Below are 20594 nucleotides of genomic sequence, written 5' to 3'. Positions count from 1 at the left end.
AAATATCAGTGACCACATCCAAACCGCCCATTTCGCCAGGTGCCGCCGTGCCGTCCAGCATGGCCAGCCGGCTCTGGTCTTACCTGCGCCCCGAGTTACGCATCTTCATCGGCGCTATCCTCGCCATGGCCGTGGTTGCGGGCAGCGAAGGGGTGATCCCCAAGGTTGTCAATGACCTGCTCGACAAGGGCTTCGGCGGCGACTACGCCGGCACGCTGTGGCATGTCCCCGCCATCCTGACCGGCGTGGCCCTGATCCGCGGCGTGGCGCAGTTTGCCTCGGGCTACCTGCTGAACCTGATCTCGAACCGCGTGCTGCTGAAGATGCGCCTGCAGATGTTCGAGCGCCTGCTGCAGGCGCCGGCGTCGTTCTTCCACCGCAACACGGCGGCTTCGCTGATCAACGCCGTGATCTTCGAGGTCAACCAGGTGCTGCAGATCCTGACCAGCGTCTTTATCACGCTGGTGCGGGACTCGCTGACGGTTGTCGCGCTGCTGATCTACCTGTTCTATACCAACTGGCGCCTGACGCTGATCGTGGCGGTGATCCTGCCGGTGATCGGCTACCTGATGTCGAAGATCAACCGCCGGCTGCGCAAGCTCAACCGCGATCACCAGGCTTTTACCAACAACGCTGCCTATGTCGTGGAAGAGGCTGTGGGCGGCTACAAGGTGGTCAAGCTGCACGGCGGCGAGGCCTACGAGATGGGCCGCTTCCGCACCGTGGCCGAGCGGCTCAAGAACTACTCGATGCGCATGGCGGTTGCCGGCGGGTTGAACCAGCCGGTCACGGCCTTCCTGGCCGCGCTGGCGCTGTCGGTGATCATCACCATTGCGATGGTGCAGGCGCAGGCTAACCAGACCACGGTGGGCGGTTTTACCGGCTTTGTGATGGCGATGCTGCTGCTGATCTCGCCGCTCAAGCACCTGACCGACATCAACCAGCCGCTGACACGCGGCATCACCGCAGCCGAGATGATCTTCCGGCTGATCGATGAGCCGATCGAGCCGCAGGACGGTGGCAAGATGCTGGGTCGTGCCCGTGGCGAGCTGGCCTTCGAGCAAGTCGGCTTCCGCTACGGTGAAGCATCGCGCGCCGCGCTGGAGGGCATTGACCTGCGCGTCAGCCCGGGCGAAGTGGTGGCGCTGGTGGGCCCGTCGGGAAGCGGCAAGACCACGCTGGTCAACCTGGTGCCGCGCTTCTTCGACCCGACTGGCGGGCGCATCCTGCTGGATGGCACGCCGCTGACCGAGTTGTCGCTGAAGGACCTGCGCAACCAGATTGCCTTCGTCAGCCAGGACGTGGTGCTGTTCAACGACACCGTCGCCGCCAATGTGGCATATGGCGCGCAATCCGACCGCGAGATCGACATGGCCCGCGTTGAGCGCGCGCTGGCGGCCGCTTACCTGACGGAAACGGTCAAGGGGCTGCCGGAGGGCCTGAACACCAATATTGGCGACAACGGCATGAAGCTGTCCGGCGGTCAGCGCCAGCGGCTGGCGATTGCCCGGGCGCTGTATAAGAACGCGCCGATCCTGATCCTGGACGAGGCGACTTCGGCACTGGATTCGGAGTCCGAGCGCCAGGTCCAGGCGGCGCTGGAGGAACTGATGAAGGGCCGGACCACGCTGGTGATTGCGCACCGGTTGTCCACCATCGAGAATGCTGACCGCATCGCGGTGCTGGACCACGGGCGCGTGGCGGAGCAGGGCACGCACGCGCAGTTGCTTGCGGCCAACGGCCTGTACGCCGGGCTGCACCGGATCCAGTTCGCGACGCAGCAAGGGTAACGGACCTGCCAACGACAAAGGCCGGCGCTTGCGCCGGCCTTTGTCGTTTCCTTCGTGCTCAGTTTGGCGAGGTGACGGGCGGCTGCACGCCCAGCACTTCATCGATGGCAGCCAGCACCTGATCCCGCCGCGGCACCACGCCGCCGCCGCCCAGCGAGACCGCGCGGCCCGGCGCATCGACGCCGTACAGGTGGCGCGACGTGGTCGTGAACAGGATCACGGTCGGGCGGCGCAGCGCATCGGCGATATGCACGAAGCCAGTGTCCATGCCAACCACCAGCGATGCCTTGCCTACCATCTGCGCCACACCGGTGATGCTCAGGCGTGGCATCACTTCGGCGTTGGGCACGCTGGCGGCGATGGTTTCGGCTTCCTTGCGCTCCGCGTCGTTGCCCCAGGGCACCAGCACGCGCAGCCCGCGCGCCGAGATCGCGCTGCCCACGCTGATCCAGTCGGCGACCGGCCACTTCTTTTCCTCGCTCGAGGTGGCATGGAACAGCATCGCGTACGGACCCTTGGCGGCCGGCGCCGGCGTGTCTGCTGGCATCTCCAGGCCGTAGTCCATGTCCCTGGTCAGCTCATAGCCCAGGGCGCGGCTGACGGCGCGGCGCATCCGCTGCCGCGCGCAATCTTCTTCGACAAATGGCTGGAACACATGGTTGTAGGCGAAGCGGGCGCCGCTCTCGCCCAACTCTGCCACGGGGTAGCCATAGCGATTGCGCGTGCGTGCCAGGAACGTCACGATGGCGCTCTTGTAGACGCCGTGGACGTCCAGCACCGCATCGTACTTCTCGCGACGCAGTTCACGCAGCGCGCTGAAGATCGCACGCAAGCCAGCCCAATTGCGCGATTTCTTGAAGCCGCGCAGCGGCGCGGAAATCACACGCTCGATATTCGGATTCCAGCGCGGCACGTCGGCGCAATATGAGTCGGCGATCCAGTCGATCTTGACGCCGGGAAAGGCCCGCTGCAGGTCCGCGACCAGCGGCTGGGTGAACACCATGTCGCCGAGAGAGGTCAGCTTGACGATGAGAATACGTTTCATCAGGAACAGTATGGTGGGCAGTATGCCTGCCTGGTTCGGAAGGTGCGTAGTATGCCTTATGCAGGGGACATGTGTCCGTGCGATGCATGGGCGACATGGCGCCCGCCACACCCATGCCGATCCGTTAGTATCTGCATCAGAAGCTCACGATCGATGACGCCTATCCAACAGGAGACCACCATGTCCGACCCGGCATTCGCCATCAGCCGCTACCCCGTTCCCGCGCTGACCGACCTCCCCGACGACATCCGCGCCCGCATCCTGGAAGTCCAGGAAAAAGCCGGCTTCGTCCCCAACGTCTTCCTGGCGCTTGCGCACCGTCCCGACGAGTTCCGCGCGTTCTTCGCCTACCACGACGCGCTCATGCTCAAGGAGGGCGGCCTGACCAAGGGCGAGCGCGAGATGATCGTGGTGGCGACTTCCGGTGCCAACCAGTGCCTGTACTGCGTGGTGGCGCATGGCGCGATCCTGCGCATCTATGAGAAGAAGCCGCTGGTGGCGGACCAGGTGGCGGTGAACTACCTGAAGGCGGATATTCCGCAGCGCCAGCGCGCGATGCTCGACTTCGCGGTGAAGGTGTGCAAGGCGTCGCATGAAGTGGGCGATGCCGACTTTGCTGCGCTGCGCGAGCACGGTTTTTCCGAGGAGGATGCCTGGGATATTGCCGCGATCACGGCGTTCTTCGGCTTGTCGAACCGGATGGCCAACACCGTCAGCATGCGCCCGAACGACGAGTTCTACCTGATGGGCCGGGTGCCGAAAGCGAAGTAATGCCGCAGCGGCTCAGCGCACCTCGGCGCAGGCACCGCTCTTTGGGTCGAACAGCACCGGCCACGCCTGCTCGTAGATGCCGGGCGTGCAGTGCTTCTCGCAGCGGTTATGGGCCAGCGTCACGCGGCGCGGATCCTGCCACACCAGCAGCTTGCACTGGCTGCCGTCGATGGCCTGCAGTTCGATGTGCGGGGTCGCGCGGACCTGGCGGAACTCGGCCAGGTTGAATTCGCAACTGCCGCGCCGCGATACCCATAGCTTCCACTTGAGCGCACGCACCTCGTTGGCCTTGACGTCCATCAGCGCGTCTTCGCGGAAGCCGTCTTCCTCGGTGCGCTTGCAGGCGGCGGCAATGTTGATGGTCTTGTTCGCGATCGGGGTGGCGCGCTCCTTGGGCGCGGCGGCGATTGCTTCGCCCTTCGCCTCGGGCGGCGGTGCGGGGGCGCGCTTGACAATCGGCAATGGCGCGCACGCCACCGACAACAGAAGGGCCAGCAGACAGGTCCCATGGTTCGTGGCGTTCATGCCGGACTCCTTGCTTGCCGACCGGGCCGCGCCCCGCATCGGGGCGGCAAGCCGGGCGCGGCATCCGTGCGGATGCCGCTGACTACCTTGGCTTAGTTATAGCGGATGGCAAACGGAATTGGAGTAGGACCATCACCGAGTCCGTAAGGAGACGGACGCTAGCGGACACGCGCAGGCGCTGCAGCGCAGTTACGTTCGTAAACAGCTTGATACACAGATGCGGAACGCGGCGTGCTAGCCTTTCTCAACCATCGCTCGCCGCCGCCAAAATGAAGCCCCGCGCCCTTGTTGCCCTCATCGTATTGCCCGTGCTCCTTGGCACCCTCTCCGCCGCCGCCCATGCCGATGACGACTGGGACGACGATGATGATCACCGCTACGCGCGCCGGCACAAGGGCGGCGACTACAAGGAAGAGTTCTGGGTCGGCAACTGCAAGATCAAGCGCAAGTGGAAAGACAACGGCGAGTACAAGGAAGAGCGCAAGTGCAAGGACCGGCCGGTCGTGTACCAGCCGCCGCCGGCTGTGTATTACCAGCCCGAACCTGCCTTCGTGGTGAGTCCGCAAGTCGTGATCCGGCCCTAGTCCGGCCAGAATGCGGAAAGGCCCGCCAGTGAGCGGGCCTTTCCATGCCTGCGCCGGCATCTTCACATCAGGATGATGTCGTACTGTTCCTGGTGGAACGTCGATTCCACCTGCAGCGAAATCGGCTTGCCGATGAAGTCGCCAAGCATCGCCAGATGCTGGCTTTCTTCTTCCAGGAACAGGTCGATCACTTCCTGCGAGGCCAGGATGCGGAATTCGCGCGGGTTGAACTGGCGCGATTCGCGCATGATCTCGCGCAGGATGTCGTAGCAGGCCGTACGCGGCGTCTTGACCTGGCCCTTGCCGTGGCAGACCGGGCATTGCTCGCACAGCACATGCGCCAGCGACTCGCGCGTGCGCTTGCGCGTCATCTCGACCAGGCCCAGTTGCGAGAAGCTGTTGACCGTGATGCGGGTGCGGTCGCGTGCGAGCGCTCGCTTCAGCTCGGACAGCACCGCGTCGCGGTGCTCGGCGTTCTCCATATCGATGAAGTCGATGATGATGATGCCGCCGAGGTTGCGCAGGCGCAGCTGCCGCGCGATGGTGTGGGCCGCCTCCAGGTTGGTCTTGAAGATGGTGTCGTCGAAGTTGCGCGCGCCCACGTAGCCGCCGGTGTTGACGTCGATGGTCGTCATCGCCTCGGTCTGGTCGATCATCAGGTAGCCGCCCGACTTCAGGTCCACCCGGCGCGACAGCGCCTTCTCGATCTCGGCGTCGATATTGAACAGGTCGAAGATCGGGCGCTCGCCGGTGTAGTGCGACAGCCGCGGCAGCACCGCCGGGGTGTATTCCTTGGCGAACTCCAGCAGCATCTGGTAGTTCTCGCGCGAGTCGATCTGGATCACGCCGGTGGCGTCGTTGATAAAGTCGCGCAGCACGCGCTGGGCCAGGTTCAGGTCCTGGTAAAGCAGGTTGGGTGCGGGCAGGGTAGTGGCGTTCTGGCGGATCGCGCCCCAGATCTTGCGCAGGTAGGCGATATCGTTGCCGAGTTCTTCGTCGGTCGCTTCCTCGGCAATGGTGCGCACGATAAATCCGCCGCGCTCGTCGTCGGGCACCAGGCCCTGCACGCGGCTGCGCAGCGCCTCGCGGTCCACTTCGCCCTCGATGCGCTGCGAGATGCCGATATGCGGGTCCTGCGGCAGGTACACCAGGGTGCGCCCGGCGATGCTCACCTGGGTGGACAGGCGCGCCCCCTTGGTGCCGATCGGGTCCTTGATCACCTGGACCATGAGTGCCTGGCCTTCGAACAGGGTCTTCTCGATGGCCAGCTGCGGGGTGGAATTGTTGCGGTCGGCATCACGCGGATGCCAGATGTCGGCCACGTGCAGGAAGGCGGCGCGCTCCAGGCCGATATCGATAAAGGCCGATTGCATGCCGGGCAGCACGCGCACCACCTTGCCCAGGTAGATATTGCCGACCAGCCCGCGCGTGAGCGTGCGTTCGACATGCAATTCCTGCACCGCGGCCTGCTGCACGATGGCGACGCGGGTCTCTTGGGGCGTGATGTTGACGAGGATGTCTTCAGTCATAGCGGGTGAAACGCGTCGCCGGTGGCCCGGCTGTATAGGGTGGCCCGGCGCTGGGCCGGGTCTTGTCTGGGCACGGAGGGCGCTGCTCAGAACTGCAGGCGGGCCTGGCGAAGTAACGCCGCCGTCTCAAACAAGGGCAAGCCCATGATACCTGAATAGCTGCCACTGATCCGCTCGACGAACTCGGCCGCCCGGCCCTGGATGCCGTAGGCACCGGCCTTGCCGAGCGGCTCGCCGCTGGCGACGTAGCGTTCGATCTCGGCGGGCTGCATCGGGCGGAAGGTGACTTCTGAGATCGACAGCGCATGCCGCATGCCCGTGGTCGACACGATCGTCACAGCGGTCAGGACGCGGTGGGTGCTGCCCGAGAGCGCGCCCAGCATGGCCGCGGCATCGGCGCCGTCGGCGGGTTTGCCCAGGATGCGGCCGCCCAGGCAGACCGTGGTGTCGGAGGTCAGCACCGGCGCATCGGGCAGCGCGCGGCGTTCGCGACGGCGCAGCGCAGCTTCGGCCTTCAGCGCGCAGACGCGCTGGACGTAGTCGTCGGGGGTCTCGCCGGGCTGGACGGCCTCGAGCGCTTCGGCATCCTCGTCGTCATCGGCCAGCAGCAGTTCGTAGCGCACGCCGAGCTGGGTCAGCAGCTCGCGGCGGCGCGGGCTCTGCGAGGCGAGGTAAAGATAGTCGTGCAGGGTGTCGGGCATCGCGGCGGAGGGGCCTTCCGGCGACAGCCGGGATCAGGCCCGATGATAGGGGTGGTTCTGTGTGACGGACCAGGCGCGGTACAGCTGCTCGGCCAGCAGCACGCGCACCATGCCGTGCGGCAGGGTCAGGCTGGACAGCCGGATCAGGGTGCTGGCGCGGGCTTTCAGGGCGGGGTCGAGCCCGTCGGCGCCGCCGATCAGGAAGGCCACGTCGCCGCCCTCGCGCTGCCAGTCGGTCAGCTGCGCGGCCAGTTGCACGGTGGTGAAGTCGCGTCCGCGCTCATCCAGCGCGACGATGCGGCATTGCTTCGACAGCGAGCCCAGCACCGCCTCGATGCGCGCGGCTTCGCGCTGCATCACGGTGGCGGCGTTGTTGCTGGACGAGCGGGTTTCGGGCTTGACCTCGCGCAGTTCGATGCGCAGCTCGGGCGGCATGCGCTTGGCGTACTCGCTGAAGCCGGTTTCGATCCAGCCGGGCATCTTGTGGCCGACGGCCACGATCACCAGTTGCATGGGGCAGGGGATGGGTCATGCTGCGCGGCCGCCGGGCGGCCGCGCGCCGGGACTCAGGCCGAGCGGGTGGTGCGCTTGCGCGCGGCCGGCTTGGCTGCTGCGCTCTTGCTGGCAGCGGTCTTGCTCGGGGCCTTCTTGGCCGCGGTCTTGCGCGGCGCCGCGGCGCGGGTGCCGGGGGTCTTGGTCGCTGCCGTCTTGGTGGCGGTCTTGCGGGCCGGCTTGCGGATGGTGGCGATGGCGTCCGCGTCGGTGTCCTCATGGCCCATCGGCGGCGACGGCTCCTTCATGCCTTCGGGCAGGCGGGCCAGCGCGGGGCGCAGGTTGCTGGCGCGGCGCACGGTGCGCACCGGGGCCTCGTCCTCGTCCTCGTCCATCGGCTCGCTGGCCTTGGCCAGGCCGCGGCCGCCGGCGGCCAGCTTCATGCGCACCGGCTTGTCGCCCCAGATCTCTTCCAGGTTGTAGTACAGGCGCAACTGCGGCTGCAGGATGTGGACCACGGCGTCGCCGCAGTCGACCAGCACCCATTCGCCGGTTTCCAGGCCCTCGACCGCCACGATATGGCCGCCGGCTCCCTTCACCGTATCCCGCACCGACGCTGCCAGCGCCTTGGTCTGGCGGTTGGATGTCCCGCTGGCAATCACCACCCGGTCGAACAGTTCAGTCAGGTGGCTGGTGTCGTACACCTTGATGTCCTGCGCTTTGACATCCTCGAGGCCGTCGACGATGGCGCGTTGCAGTTTACGAATATCCATGGTGTCTTCTTGTTCAGCTGAGATCGGTTGGGGGTGGGCGCCGGGACTGGTGCAACCCCGGTCATGCCCTGGCCGGGGCGTCGCGGTACAGCCCGTGGTTGGCAATGTAGTGTGCCACGCCGGGCGGCAGTTGGTCATCTGCCGGCTGGCCGGCTGCCAGCCGCTGGCGCAGGTGGGTGGAAGACAGGTCGACGGCGAGCGTCTGGTCGATCCACATCCGGCCGGAGGGCGTGCATTGTATCAGGTGCGTGTCAGCCTGGCGTTCGGCCAGTGCCGCCAGCACCGGACCCTCCAGTGCCGCCAGCTCAAAGCGCGGCCGCGTGGCGGTGCACAGATGCACGTGTTCGAACAGTGCCTGCCAGCCGTGCCAGGTGTGCAGGCGCAGCAGCTGGTCGGCGCCCATCAGCCAGCACAGCGAGGCTTCGGGGCCGTATTCGGCGCGCAGCTGGCGTACCGTGTCGATGGTGTAGCTGGGGCCGGCGCGGTCCACTTCCATGCGGCTCACGCGGACTCTGGCGCCGCTGTCGCCAAGCGCCGCGGCGGCCAGTTCGGTCATGGCCAGGCGGTCGGCGGCAGGGGTCACGTCGTCGCCTTTTTGCCACGACTGGCCGGTGGGTATCCACACCAGCTCATCCAGCCCAAGGTGTTCGATGCACAGCCGCGCCAGTGCCAGGTGGCCGACGTGGGGAGGATCAAATGTGCCGCCCAGGATACCCAGGCGATAGGGGCGGGCGGACGGTTGCGGCGGTTCTCCCGCGTCGGCGGCGGGCTTGCGGTGTTGCGCTGGATTGGCCATAGGTCAGGCGTCAGGCCCAGTCGCGCGCTGGCAGGAAATCGGTGTACAGCGCCGCTTCGGGGCTGTCCGGTTCCGGTTGCCAGTCATAGCGCCAGGTCACCAGCGGCGGCATCGACATCAGGATGGATTCGGCGCGTCCGCCCGACTGCAGGCCGAACAGCGTGCCGCGGTCGAACACGAGGTTGAATTCGACGTAGCGCCCGCGCCGGTAGGCCTGGAAGCCGCGCTCGCGCTCGCCGTAGGGCGTGTCCTTGCGCGCCTGCAGGATCGGCAGGTAGGCGTCCAGGAAGGCGTCGCCGACCGACTGCATCATGGCGAAGCTGCGCTCGAAGCCCAGCGCGGAGAAGTCATCGAAGAAGATCCCGCCCACGCCGCGCGCCTCGTTGCGGTGGCGCAGGAAGAAATACTCGTCGCACCACTGCTTGAAGCGCGGGTACAGGTCGTCGCCGTAGGGCGCCAGCGCCTGCTGGCAGGTGCGGTGGAAGTGCGCGCAGTCGCCGGCGTCGCCGTAGTAGGGCGTCAGGTCCATGCCGCCGCCGAACCACCATACCGGCTCGGCCCCCGGCTTGAGCGCCAGGAAGCAGCGCACGTTCATATGGACCGTGGGCACATAGGGATTGCGCGGGTGGAACACCAGCGACACGCCCATGGCCTCGAAGCTGCGCCCGGCCAGCTCCGGCCGGTTGGCGGTGGCCGACGGCGGCAGGGTGTCGCCGCTCACGTGCGAGAAGCCCACGCCGGCGCGCTCCATCACCGCGCCGCCTTCCAGGATGCGGGTGCGGCCGCTGCCGCGCAGGCGTTCGGTGGGCGGTTTCTCCCAGGCGTCGGTCAGGAACGGCTGGCCGTCGATGGCACCGATGGCATCGGTGATGCGGTCTTGCAGACCGAGCAGATAGGCACGGACTGCCTGGGAATCGATCATGGTTGGCGGAAAGCGGATGGACCGGGCTGAGGGCAGCCCGGCAGCCTTGGCGGCTGCCGGGCGCGTCACAGCGTTGTCACGATTGTACCGGCTGAGGCGGCCGGCGGGTCGCGCAGGTCCAAAGCTGGCCGGCAAGGCGGATCAGCCATGCCGGCCGGAACGGCGTTTGCCGGGAAGGATCAGCGCTTGATGGCGCGGTAGCCGATGTCGGTCCGGTACTGCATGCCGTCGAAGCGGATCTGCTCGACCGCGGCATAGGCGGCGCGCTGCGCTGCCTTGACGGTGTCGGCCAGGCCCACCACGCACAGCACGCGCCCGCCCGAGGTCAGCAGGGTGCCGTCCTTGAGGGTGGTGCCGGCGTGGAAGGTCACGCTGTCGTCGGTCTCGGCCGGGATGCCGGTGATGGCATCGCCCTTGCGCGGGCTGTCGGGATAGCCGTAGGCCGCCATCACCACGCCCAGCGCGGTGCGGCGGTCCCAGTCCAGCTCGATGCTGTCGAGCTTGCCGTTGACGGCGTGCTCCATCACATCGACCAGGTCGGTCTTCAGGCGCGCCAGGATCGGCTGGGTTTCGGGGTCGCCCATGCGGCAGTTAAATTCCAGCGTCTTCAGGTTGCCGTCCTTGTCGATCATCAGGCCGGCGTACAGGAAGCCCGTGTACGGGATGCCGTCCTTTTCCATGCCGCGCACGGTCGGCAGGATGATCTCGCGCAGCGCGCGCGCATGCAGCGCGGGCGTGACTACCGGGGCGGGGGAATACGCGCCCATGCCGCCGGTGTTGGGGCCGGCGTCGGCATCCAGCAGGCGCTTGTGGTCCTGGCTGGTGGCCAGCGCCAGCACGTTCTTGCCGTCGACCAGCACGATAAAGCTGGCTTCCTCGCCGTCCAGGAACTCTTCGATCACCACGCGCGCGCCGGCGTCGCCGAGCTTGTTGTCGGCCAGCATCATGTCGACCGCGGTGTGCGCTTCTTCCAGCGACATCGCCACCACCACGCCCTTGCCCGCGGCCAGGCCGTCGGCCTTGATCACGATCGGAGCGCCCTGGGCGTCGATGTAGGCGTGCGCCTGGGTGGCGTCGGAGAAGGTCTGGTAAGCGGCGGTCGGGATGCCGTGGCGCTCCATGAACGCCTTGGCGAAGTCCTTGGACGATTCCAGCTGCGCGGCAGCCTGGGTCGGCCCGAAGATGCGCAGGCCCTTGGCGCGGAAGATATCGACAATGCCGGCGGCCAGCGGGGCCTCGGGGCCAACCACGGTGAAGGCCACGCCCTCGCGCTCGGCAAAGGCGGCGATGACCTCGGGGTCGGTCAGCGGAACATTCTGCAGGCGCTTGTCGAGCGCGGTCCCGCCGTTGCCCGGCGCCACGTACACCACCTGCACCTTGGGGGACTGGGCCAATTTCCAGGCCAGCGCGTGTTCACGTCCACCCGAGCCGACAACCAATACTTTCATGATCACTGCCAGAAAAGAAACACATACTAAAAGGCGGCGGCCTGGGCTGTGTCCGGGGCGCCGCCGATGGGGGCTTGTTGCAGCTTAGTCTTCGATCACCGCGTTGGTGAAGACTTCCTGCACGTCGTCCAGGTTTTCCAGGGCGTCGAGCAGTTTCTGCATCTTGGCCGCGTCGTCGCCGGCAAAGCTGACTTCGTTCTGCGGCTTCATCACCACGTCGGCCACCTCCGCCTTGAAGCCGGCGGCTTCCAGTGCGGCCTTGACCGCCGAGAAATCGTTGGGCGGGCAGGTGACTTCGATCGAACCGTCGTCGTTGGTGACGACGTCGTCGGCGCCGGCTTCGAGCGCGGCTTCCATCAGCTTGTCTTCCGGCGTGCCGGGGGCATACAGGAACTGGCCGCAGTGGGTGAACATGAACGCCACCGAACCTTCGGTGCCCATGTTGCCGCCGTGCTTGGAGAACGCATGGCGCACTTCGGCCACGGTGCGGGTGCGGTTGTCGGTCAGGCAGTCGACGATGATGGCCGCGCCGGCCAGGCCGTAGCCTTCGTAGCGGATTTCTTCGTAGTTGGCGCCTTCCATGCCGCCCACGCCGCGCTGGATCGCGCGCTGGATGTTGTCCTTGGGCATGTTCGCGTCCATGGCCTTGTCGATCGACAGGCGCAGGCGCGGGTTGGAGTCGACATCGCCGCCGCCGAGCTTGGCGGCAACGGTGATTTCCTTGATCAGGCGGGTCCAGATCTTGCCGCGCTTGGCGTCAGCGGCGGCCTTCTTGTGTTTGATATTGGCCCATTTCGAGTGACCGGCCATGATTCTCTCCGAAGCGGAATGCGGTGATCTGCGGTGATGTTGTGCGGGGTTGCCATGCGCGCCGTGGCCGGGGTGGCAAAGCCCTCGGACAGCGCGCGCCAGGTGACGGATATGCCTGGCGGCTGGCTATAATCAGCCCAGGATTTTATCACGCGGGCCTGCCCGCGCCGCTGCCGTGGCGAGTCCCGCGGTGCCAGACCTCAAAACCCCAGGGAACATCATGGCCGACCCCATCCTCATCGCCAAGAACGCCGAACATGAACTGGTGCTGCTGCCGCAGATGGGCAACCGGCACGGGCTGATCACCGGCGCCACCGGCACCGGCAAGACCGTCACGCTGCAGACCCTGGCGCAGGGCTTCTCGCGACTGGGCGTGCCGGTCTTCATGGCGGACGTCAAAGGTGACTTGACCGGCATTTCGCAGGCTGGCCAGCCGTCCGACAAGCTCAAGCAGCGCCTGGCCGACCTGAACCTGCCGGAGCCGGCATGGGGCGCGTGCCCGACCACGCTGTGGGACGTGTTCGGCGAGAAGGGCCACCCGGTGCGCGCCACGGTCTCGCACATGGGCCCGCTGCTGCTGTCGCGCATGCTGGAGTTGAACGACACCCAGCAGGGGGTGCTGAACCTGGTGTTCCGCATTGCCGACGCCAATGGCCTGCTGCTGCTCGATGCCAAGGACCTGCGCGCCATGCTGCAGTACGTCGGCGACAACGCCGGCCAGTTCACCACCGAGTACGGCAATATCTCGGCCGCCTCGATCGGCGCCATCCAGCGCGGGCTGATCGCGCTGGAATCGCAGGGTGGGGATGTCTTCTTCGGTGAGCCGATGCTGAACCTGGAAGACTTCATCCAGACCGAGAAGGGCCAGGGCGTGGTCAATATCCTGGCCGCCGACAAGCTGATGAACGCGCCGCGGCTGTACGCGACCTTCTTGCTGTGGATGCTGTCCGAGCTGTTCGAGAAGCTGCCCGAGGCCGGCGACCTGGACAAGCCCAAGCTGGTGTTCTTCTTCGACGAGGCCCACCTGCTGTTCAACGATGCGCCCAAGGCGCTGCTCGACAAGATCGAGCAGGTGGTGCGGCTGGTGCGTTCCAAGGGCGTGGGCGTGTACTTCGTCACGCAGAACCCGATCGACATCCCCGACACCGTGCTGGGCCAACTGGGCAACCGCGTGCAGCATGCGCTGCGCGCCTTTACCCCGCGCGACCAGAAGGCGGTCAAGGTGGCGGCCACCACCATGCGCGCCAACCCCAAGCTGGACCTGGAAACCGCGATCGGCGAACTGGGCGTGGGCGAGGCCCTGGTGTCGTTCCTGGATGCCAAGGGCACGCCCTGCGTGACCGAGCGCGCCTGGGTGCTGGCACCGGGCAGCCGCATCGGCCCGGCGACGGAGGAAGAGCGCAAGCAGCTGATCGCCGGTTCGCTGGTGGCGGGCACCTACGAGAAGACCGTGGACCGCGAATCCGCCTATGAAAAGCTGCGCGGCAGCGTGGCGACGGTCGGCAATGGCAACGGCAAGGGCGCCGGAGGCGCGCCGGCGGGGCAGCCAGCGGGCGAGCAGGACAGCGGCTGGCTCGGCACGGCCGGCGACATCTTCGGCACGCTGACCAAGGGCACCGGCAAGACCGGCCGCGGCGATTCGATCCTGGAGTCGATGGCCAAGTCGGCCGCGCGCACGGTGGGCTCGCAGGTCGGGCGCGAGCTGATCCGCGGCGTGCTGGGGAGCCTGCTGGGCAAGAAGAAGTAAAGACCCGGACCGACGCAATGACGGAAAGGGCCGCACGATGCGGCCCTTTCCCTTAGCGACGCTGCGCTTGTTGCTGCGCCTTGGCCGCTGCCGCATCCTCGCGCATCTTGCGCGCGAACATCCGCGCAAAGAACCACCCCATGCCGATGATGAAGACGATCACGCCCAGGCTCATCAGGCCGGTGCTGGTACTGAACAGGATCTTGAAGGCTTCCATGCTTGGCTCCCTTTGCTTTGGCGATGGCCGCCGGCGAGGTCTCGCCGGCGCCTGCCGCCAGTGTAGGGAGCCCTGTGGCGCGGACTATTGAGGCCGGTCAAGCGCAAGCCAGCCCGCCGCGCGCCACTCAGTTCTTGGTGCCGAACAGGCGGTCGCCCGCATCGCCCAGGCCCGGCACGATGTAGGCGTGCTCGTCGAGATGGCTGTCGAGCGAGGCCACGAACAGCTGCACGTTCGGATGCGCCTTCTGGAACACTTCCACGCCCTCGGGCGCCGCCACCAGCGCAACGAAGGTGATGGCCTCGTCCTTCACGCCGCGCCGCTTGAGCACATCCACGGCATGCGCAGCCGAATAGCCCGTGGCGACCATCGGGTCGCACAGGATGAAGCTGCGGTCCTCCACGTCGGGCAGCCGCACCAGGTATTCCACCGGGCGGTGCTGCTCGTCGCGGTACACGCCGATATGGCCGATGCGCGCCGACGGGATCAGCTCGACCAGGCCGTCGCTCATGCCCACGCCCGCGCGCAGCACTGGCACGATGGTCAGCTTCTTGCCGGCGATCACCGGCGCGTCCAGCTCCACCAGCGGCGTCTCGATGCGGCGCGTGGTCAGCGGCAGGTTGCGGGTGATCTCATAGCCCATCAGCAGCGTGATCTCGCGCAGCAGTTCGCGGAAGGTGCGCGTCGACGTTTCCTTGTCGCGCATGTGCGAGAGCTTGTGCTGGATCAGCGGGTGGTCGAGGATGAACAGGTTGGGAAAGCGCGGGTCTTGTTTCATGGCTGGCGGCGAGGGCTCGGCGGGATAGGGGCAAGCAGGTGAAGCGGGCGGCGAGATCGGGTCGACCAGCGCGCCGCGCCGTTGCAGCCGGATTGTAATGGAAGCGGGCCGCCCTGCCCGTGGCTTCGCTTCCGGGACCCGCCCACGCCAGCGCCGCCGGCGGGCTCCCTGAACCGCCGGGAGCGTCCGGCGGCGCCTTGCGCTAGTCAAGCGCGCGGTTCTTCGACTCGATATCCACCATGTAGATGGCGATCGCCGCCACGGCAAGAAATGACGAAAGCAGCGCCAGGGCGAGGGTGAACTGGCTGGCCATGATCGGTGCAATGATGGACGGCGCGAACAGGCCGCCAAAGCGCGCCATCGCACCCGCAGTGCCCATCCCGCTGGCCCGCAGGTCAGTCGGGTACACCTCGGGCGTGAAGGCGTAGAGGGCGCCCCAGGTACCGAGCAGCGAGAAGCTCATCAGCAGGGTCGAGCCGACGATAAGCGCGGTGGACGTACCCAGGCTGTAGAGCATGCAGCCTGCCGCGCTGAGCAGCAGGAAGCCGATCAGGGTCGGCTTGCGGCCCCAGCGCTCGACGCCGTGCGCGGCCAGCGCGAACCCGGGGAGCTGCACCAGCGCGAGCACGATCAGGAAGACCTGGCCGCGCATGAAGCCAAAGCCCTGGCCCGCCAGCTTGACCGGCAGATAGACGAAGACGCCGTAGTAGGCGATCGAGATAAGCGCCCAGGCGGCAAGCAGGCAGATGGTGCGGCGCCGGCATCCGCGCGCGAACAGCGCAAAGACCGACTTGCGCTCCATCGGCTGCGGCTCCAGGTTGCCGATTTCAACGGACACGCGATTGGCGGTGGCGACACGCTGCAGCACCGCGCGCGCCTCGGCCGAGCGACCCGATTTATTCAGGTAGAGCGGAGACTCGGGAACAAAGAAGCGGAACACCACGCCGACCAGGGCGGGGATGCCCGTGACGAGGAAGATCAGCCGCCAGGCATCATTGCCTCGCGACACGGCGATCAGCGCAAGAACGGCGAGCAGGATCGTGCCGACGGCCCAGAACGACTCCAGCAGGACCAGCCAGCGACCGCGCCGGTCCGAGGGCAGGAACTCGGCCATCATGGTGTAGTCGACGGGCAGCGTGCCGCCGACGCCGATGCCGGTCAGGAAGCGCAGCAACAGCAGCCACTGGAAGTCCGGTGCGAAAGCGGAAGCGACACCGCAGATGGCGTCGATGACCACCGCCATCATCAGCACGGGCCGGCGGCCGATCCTGTCAGCCAGCCGGCCGAACACGAAAGCGCCGATCAGCATGCCGATAAAGAACATCGTCCCGGTCTGCAGAGCGGTCGGTACGGGAATGCCAAAGGTCGCCGCAATCGACGGCGCGGTGAAGCCGATCGACAGCACCTGCATCGCGTCAGCCAGCCAGACCAGGCCGAAGATGACGAAGAGCCGATACTGGAACCGGCCGACGCCGGCCGCGCGGATGCCTTGCTCGATCGTGATGGTTTGAGGCGACGCTCCCCGCGCGCTGGGCTGTGGGGACGCGCCTAGCGTGACTTCCGGGATGGTCGTTGTTGCCATGGATGAAATTGATGACGACATGTTGTCTACCTGTCTTTATAGGCTGGTTCTTGAACTCGGACGCACACGTATCGAAGCAGGGCCAGACGGTACTGACTAATGCGTGATGATCACACCGGGGCAATCGCACCGAATTGCAACGAAACGTGGTGAGTACTCCAATTGGCGAGGCTAGAACTGACCCGGTAGCACGCTCGCAACACCTGCTTGGTTCTGATACGACATAGTCACTCCTTGTTGTCTACCCTTGGTTGGTCCAGGCCCGGCCTCCCGGTCGGCGCTGCGGGGGACTATGCAAGCCCCGGGCCAGCGCTTCCGGTGATGTAAAGGGCCAATCTTTTAGTTTTGTTGTCTCGTCTGCCGCTTGCGGCGCGCCGTCCTTGTGCGGGGCGGCACCGCTGCGAGCCACGCGGCACTCATGTAGTGCGCACTACATGATCGTTCAGCGTAAGCTACATGAAACTGGCGGGCAAGGCCGAATTGCGTTTTCCCTCCTCGGGGTTTTCCCGCGCGTGGCGCGCATGGCGCCGGCGCGGGAATGCACGTTCCCTGCCCGGTGGCGAAGCGCCTTGCCAGGCACGGCGTAGGTGCGGTCAGCGTGGATGCGGTAGGCGCGGCGAGCCGGCCCCGCCGGGTCTGCTAGTCCTAGTGGGCAGGCATCGCGCGCAGGCGCGCGACGGTGTTCTCCAGGTCCTGCCATGCGGGTTTGTCGGGCGCAAAGCGCGCGCGCAGGTACTGCGTCAGTTGCGCGATCTGCTGGTCGTCGAGCGTGTCGGCATAGGCCGGCATCGCCCCCAGTTCGCTGTTGGGCGGTGCCGGCATGCCTTGCAGCAGCACCTGGATCACGTTGTCCGGCAGCTTGCTGTGCAGGTTCGTATTGAGCGCCAGCGAAGGCTTGACACCGAACTGGGCGATGCCCTGGTCCGACTGGTGGCAGACCGCGCATGCGCTCTGGTACAGGCGTTCGCCGGGACCGCCCAGGGTGCGCGCGGCCTGCGCGCTGCGCTGCTCGAGCTGCGCTGCCTGTGCGGCCAGTACGGCAGGCGAGGGCGCTGGCGTGCCGAACGAGGCCACGTAGTGCGCAATCGCGCGCACGTCGGACTCAGGCAGTTGCGCCAGTTCCTCGACCACCGGTGCCATCGGTCCGGCCGCGGCGCCATGGTGCGGCGCATAGCCGCCGCGCAGGTAGGTGAACAGCGCCGCTTCGGTCCAGGGCAGCGGTGCTTGCGACAGCGCGGTCAGCGGCGGCGCTTCCCAGCCTTCGGCGCTGCCGCCGGTCAGGTACTGGCGGCCGCCCTTTTCGCCGCCGAGCGCGTTGCGCGGCGAATGGCAGGCGCTGCAGTGGCCCAGCCCTTCGGCCAGGTACGCGCCGCGATTCCATTGCGCGGAGCGCGACGGGTCCGGTGTAAAGCGCTCGTTGCGATGGAACAGCAGGTTCCAGCCGGCCAGCAGCGGGCGCAGGTTGAAGGGGAACGCCAGCTGCGTCTGCGGGACTTCGGCTTTCACCGGCTCTGCCGACATCAGGTACCCATACAGCGCCTGCATGTCGCCGTCGCTGATCTTCGCGAATGCGGTGTACGGGAATGCGGGATACAGGCGGCGCCCGTCGCGGTGGATGCCCTCGCGCATGGCGCGCTCGAACGCGGCGAAGGACCAGTTGCCGATGCCGGTCTGCACATCCGGGGTGATGTTGGTGCTGTAGACCGTGCCGAAGGGCGTCTCCAGCGGCAGGCCGCCGGCGTTCTTCACGCCGCCCGGCGCGGTATGGCAAACCGCACAGTCTCCCGCGGCGGCCACCAGCCGGCCGCGTTCGAGCGTGGCGGCGGAGTAGAAGCCGGCCTCGGGCGGCGCCACCGGTGCGATCGGCGCGCGCCAGGGCATCAGCGTGGCGCACACGCCGGCAGCGGCTGCGGCGGCTGCGGCGGCTGCGGCGATCCAGCCGCGCTTGCTGCGCTGGTTGCCGGGCCTGGCCTCGGCCAGCGCCAGCCGGATGCGGTCGGCGCTGAAGGGCGGCGCGCGCAGGCGCACGCCGGTGGCATCGTAGATGGCATTGGCCACGGCCGCGGCGGCGGGCATGGTGCCGGTCGGGCTGGCAGCCAGCGCGTCATGCGGGGCGAGCGTGCCGGCCAGGCGGACTTCCGGCAGGGCGCTGCCCGGCACGGCCGGCAGCGCCTGGCTGGCAGATGGCGCCTCGGCCGGCCAGGTGTCGAAGGCGGGCGTGGCCGACGTCAGCTGCAGGGCAGCATCGGCCACGGCCAGCTCCAGCGAGCGCGCGGACGGCGCGGCTTGCGCGCGCGGCAGCGATTCACTGTCATGCCCCACCGTCACGCGCGTGACCGCCAGCTCGCCGGTGGTGCCGTCGACCTCGACCTCGGCCACCCATGCCGACCAGGTCTGCCCGGCTTCGTGATCGATGGTGTGGGCATAGGCAAAGCCGCGGCCGCGCTGTACGTTGCCTGCCGCTGTGTTGGCGCGGGGCGCGGCCGGCGTCCAGGCGGCGCGCTCGGCCACTTGCCGTACCAGTGCCGTGCCGCGCGCATCGTCGAGATGCGCCAGCCGCAGTGCGACCGGATCGGTGCCGGAGGCGGCGGCAAGCTCGTCGAGATGGGATTCCCGGGCGAACACCTGGGCCCGGGTGGCAGCCAGTGGCGCGGCATCGAACGCCGCGGCGTTGCCTGTCGCAACCAGGTCGACATGCGGGATGCGATAGGGCGGCATGGTGGTGTCGCCTGCATGGTCGGCATCGATGCCGTCCGCCACGGGCGATGCCGTATGCGTCAGCCACAGCGCCAGCGGTACGGCCGGGGCGGCGGTGCCCGCCAGCGTTGCGGCGTAGGCTTCGATCGCAGTGCCGGCCAGCGCGGTGTCGACGCGCACATCGAGCGCGGCATCGGCAAGGCCTACATCGGCGGCACACAGCCGACGCATCACGGGCAGTCCGGCGGCGTGGGCCAGCAGCGCCGCGTCGGCGGCGGCGTGCGGCGCGAGCAGCGCCGGGTCCGCGCGGTCATCGGGCGATTGCCAGCAGGCCAGCACCACCTGTTGCTGCGCGATGCCCAGCAGCGCGGCAAGCTCGGCGCGCAGCGCGCCAGGGCGCGTGCTCGGCAGCCACACGGTCAGCTTGCCGTCGCGCCAGTCGGCGACGGCTGTGCAATACGCCTCGCCGCGGGTGCCGGCCAGCGGCCACTGGTAGTGCTGCGTGTGGCGCGCGTCGGCGCCGGCCAGCACCGCATCGGCATTGCCGCGCCGGGCCAGCGCGTGGCGCGTTACCGGTGCGTCATCGGCGCGGGGCGGGGCGGACCATCGTGCCTGCAGCGCCTGGATTGCGTTGGCGGCCTGTGCGCCGGAAGCCGCCGCCACGCCGGCAAAGTTGTTGCGGATGACGACCGCGCGCACGCCCGGCAGCGCCAGCGCGGCCTCGTGCTGCGCGCCCAGCAGGCGTGCCGCCAGCGGCTTGCCGTCGATCCAGCGCAGGCCAGGCGGTGTCAGCACCCGGGCAACCAGGCAGTCGGCGGCGGGCGGCGGCATGCTGCCCGCGACCGCGGTCGCAGGGGTGGCCTGGGGCACGAGTCCTTCGTTCACGATGCCGACCCCCCGGCCGTCTGCCGTTGCAGCATCGCGGCACGTTGCACCGCGCGCACGATTTCCACATGGGTGCCGCAGCGGCACAGGTTGAAGCGCAGCGCCTCGCGGATCTGGGCCTCATCGGGATCGGGATTCTGCGCGAGCAGCGCCTTGGCGGTCATGATCATGCCATTCAGGCAATAGCCGCATTGCGCGGCCTGCTCGTCGATAAACGCTTGCTGCACCGGGTCGGGCTGCGCATCGGTGCCCAGTCCTTCCAGCGTGGTGACGGCGTGCCCGACCACGGCCCTGACCGGCAGCACGCAGGCGCGCGCCGGCATGCCGTCCACCAGCACCGTGCAGGCGCCGCACTGGCCCAGGCCGCAGCCGTACTTGGGCCCGTTGCAGCACAGGTCGTTGCGCAGGATGTAGAGCAGCGGCGTGTCAGGGGCCACGCTCAGCGTGTGCTCGGCGTGATTGACTTGCAGCGTCAGGGGGCGGGGCGTGTTCATCGGGGGGC

The 20594-nt window shown here is 67.6% G+C and carries 19 protein-coding genes; 4 read left to right on the top strand and 15 right to left on the bottom strand.

From position 1 onward, the window contains the following. The first annotated feature begins 59 nt into the window (after positions 1-59). Entirely contained in the window at positions 60-1790 is a 1731-nt protein-coding gene (gene msbA, locus AC3WRR_RS13945; RefSeq protein ID WP_174549456.1) for a lipid A export permease/ATP-binding protein MsbA, read from the top strand. A gap of 58 nt (positions 1791-1848) precedes the next feature. Here msbA and waaC read toward each other — a convergent pair whose 3' ends face one another. Then, positions 1849-2835: a lipopolysaccharide heptosyltransferase I gene (waaC, locus tag AC3WRR_RS13940; RefSeq protein WP_010812916.1), complete on the bottom strand. Its 987-nt coding sequence runs from the start codon at positions 2833-2835 to the stop codon at positions 1849-1851. A 180-nt stretch (positions 2836-3015) separates the two neighbouring features. Between waaC and AC3WRR_RS13935 the strand changes: the two genes are divergently transcribed. Then, positions 3016-3606 (top strand): peroxidase-related enzyme, encoded by a 591-nt coding sequence (locus AC3WRR_RS13935; protein WP_492292683.1) that lies wholly within the window; start codon positions 3016-3018, stop codon positions 3604-3606. A 12-nt stretch (positions 3607-3618) separates the two neighbouring features. On the opposite strand, the gene AC3WRR_RS13930 is transcribed toward AC3WRR_RS13935, so the two are convergent. After that, positions 3619-4131 (bottom strand): hypothetical protein, encoded by a 513-nt coding sequence (locus AC3WRR_RS13930; protein ID WP_010812914.1) that lies wholly within the window; start codon positions 4129-4131, stop codon positions 3619-3621. Between the two features lie 269 nt (positions 4132-4400). On the opposite strand from AC3WRR_RS13930, the gene AC3WRR_RS13925 reads away from it, so the two are divergent. Further along, entirely contained in the window at positions 4401-4715 is a 315-nt protein-coding gene (locus tag AC3WRR_RS13925) for a hypothetical protein (RefSeq protein WP_058696970.1), read from the top strand. A gap of 62 nt (positions 4716-4777) precedes the next feature. Here AC3WRR_RS13925 and rng read toward each other — a convergent pair whose 3' ends face one another. The 8 genes from rng to AC3WRR_RS13885 form a co-directional block, all read right to left on the bottom strand. After that, complete coding sequence (rng, locus tag AC3WRR_RS13920) at positions 4778-6244, bottom strand: ribonuclease G (RefSeq protein ID WP_010812912.1); 1467 nt, start codon at positions 6242-6244, stop codon at positions 4778-4780. A gap of 86 nt (positions 6245-6330) precedes the next feature. Continuing rightward, the gene (locus AC3WRR_RS13915) at positions 6331-6945 is read right to left on the bottom strand and encodes a Maf family protein (RefSeq protein ID WP_010812911.1); all 615 of its coding nucleotides are present in this window, start codon (positions 6943-6945) and stop codon (positions 6331-6333) included. A 33-nt stretch (positions 6946-6978) separates the two neighbouring features. Then, positions 6979-7458, bottom strand: a complete 480-nt coding sequence (gene rlmH, locus AC3WRR_RS13910) for a 23S rRNA (pseudouridine(1915)-N(3))-methyltransferase RlmH (RefSeq protein WP_011614787.1) — start codon at positions 7456-7458, stop codon at positions 6979-6981. A gap of 53 nt (positions 7459-7511) precedes the next feature. Continuing rightward, positions 7512-8210, bottom strand: a complete 699-nt coding sequence (rsfS, locus tag AC3WRR_RS13905; protein WP_492297261.1) for a ribosome silencing factor — start codon at positions 8208-8210, stop codon at positions 7512-7514. A gap of 61 nt (positions 8211-8271) precedes the next feature. Next, positions 8272-9006 carry a nicotinate-nucleotide adenylyltransferase gene (locus AC3WRR_RS13900; RefSeq protein WP_010812908.1) on the bottom strand — a complete coding sequence of 245 codons (735 nt, stop codon included), beginning with the start codon at positions 9004-9006 and terminating at the stop codon, positions 8272-8274. A 10-nt stretch (positions 9007-9016) separates the two neighbouring features. After that, positions 9017-9928 (bottom strand): oxygen-dependent coproporphyrinogen oxidase, encoded by a 912-nt coding sequence (hemF, locus tag AC3WRR_RS13895; RefSeq protein WP_011614789.1) that lies wholly within the window; start codon positions 9926-9928, stop codon positions 9017-9019. A 179-nt stretch (positions 9929-10107) separates the two neighbouring features. Then, positions 10108-11376, bottom strand: coding sequence for a phosphoribosylamine--glycine ligase (gene purD / locus AC3WRR_RS13890; protein WP_010812906.1), 1269 nt, complete (start codon positions 11374-11376; stop codon positions 10108-10110). A gap of 84 nt (positions 11377-11460) precedes the next feature. Further along, positions 11461-12186: a YebC/PmpR family DNA-binding transcriptional regulator gene (locus tag AC3WRR_RS13885; protein WP_010812905.1), complete on the bottom strand. Its 726-nt coding sequence runs from the start codon at positions 12184-12186 to the stop codon at positions 11461-11463. A 220-nt stretch (positions 12187-12406) separates the two neighbouring features. On the opposite strand from AC3WRR_RS13885, the gene AC3WRR_RS13880 reads away from it, so the two are divergent. Beyond that, positions 12407-13933 (top strand): helicase HerA-like C-terminal domain-containing protein, encoded by a 1527-nt coding sequence (locus AC3WRR_RS13880; protein ID WP_010812904.1) that lies wholly within the window; start codon positions 12407-12409, stop codon positions 13931-13933. 52 nt (positions 13934-13985) lie between these two features. Here the strand turns inward: AC3WRR_RS13880 and AC3WRR_RS13875 are convergent, their stop codons facing one another. The 5 genes from AC3WRR_RS13875 to AC3WRR_RS13855 form a co-directional block, all read right to left on the bottom strand. Continuing rightward, positions 13986-14150, bottom strand: a complete 165-nt coding sequence (locus AC3WRR_RS13875) for a DUF3149 domain-containing protein (RefSeq protein ID WP_010812903.1) — start codon at positions 14148-14150, stop codon at positions 13986-13988. Positions 14151-14277: 127 nt separating this feature from the next. Beyond that, positions 14278-14928 (bottom strand): uracil phosphoribosyltransferase, encoded by a 651-nt coding sequence (upp, locus tag AC3WRR_RS13870; protein WP_010812902.1) that lies wholly within the window; start codon positions 14926-14928, stop codon positions 14278-14280. Between the two features lie 202 nt (positions 14929-15130). Next, positions 15131-16531 carry an MFS transporter gene (locus tag AC3WRR_RS13865; RefSeq protein WP_492297259.1) on the bottom strand — a complete coding sequence of 467 codons (1401 nt, stop codon included), beginning with the start codon at positions 16529-16531 and terminating at the stop codon, positions 15131-15133. Positions 16532-17155: 624 nt separating this feature from the next. Continuing rightward, complete coding sequence (locus tag AC3WRR_RS13860; RefSeq protein WP_492297290.1) at positions 17156-20038, bottom strand: c-type cytochrome; 2883 nt, start codon at positions 20036-20038, stop codon at positions 17156-17158. 50 nt (positions 20039-20088) lie between these two features. After that, positions 20089-20586 (bottom strand): (2Fe-2S)-binding protein, encoded by a 498-nt coding sequence (locus AC3WRR_RS13855; RefSeq protein WP_010812899.1) that lies wholly within the window; start codon positions 20584-20586, stop codon positions 20089-20091. Between the last annotated feature and the right edge of the window lie 8 nt (positions 20587-20594).

The organism is Cupriavidus sp. FW305-3-2-15-C-LB2, assembly GCF_058787575.1.
Note: the sequence above shows the minus strand (reverse complement) of the source record. Positions and strands in the feature narration are given on the sequence as shown.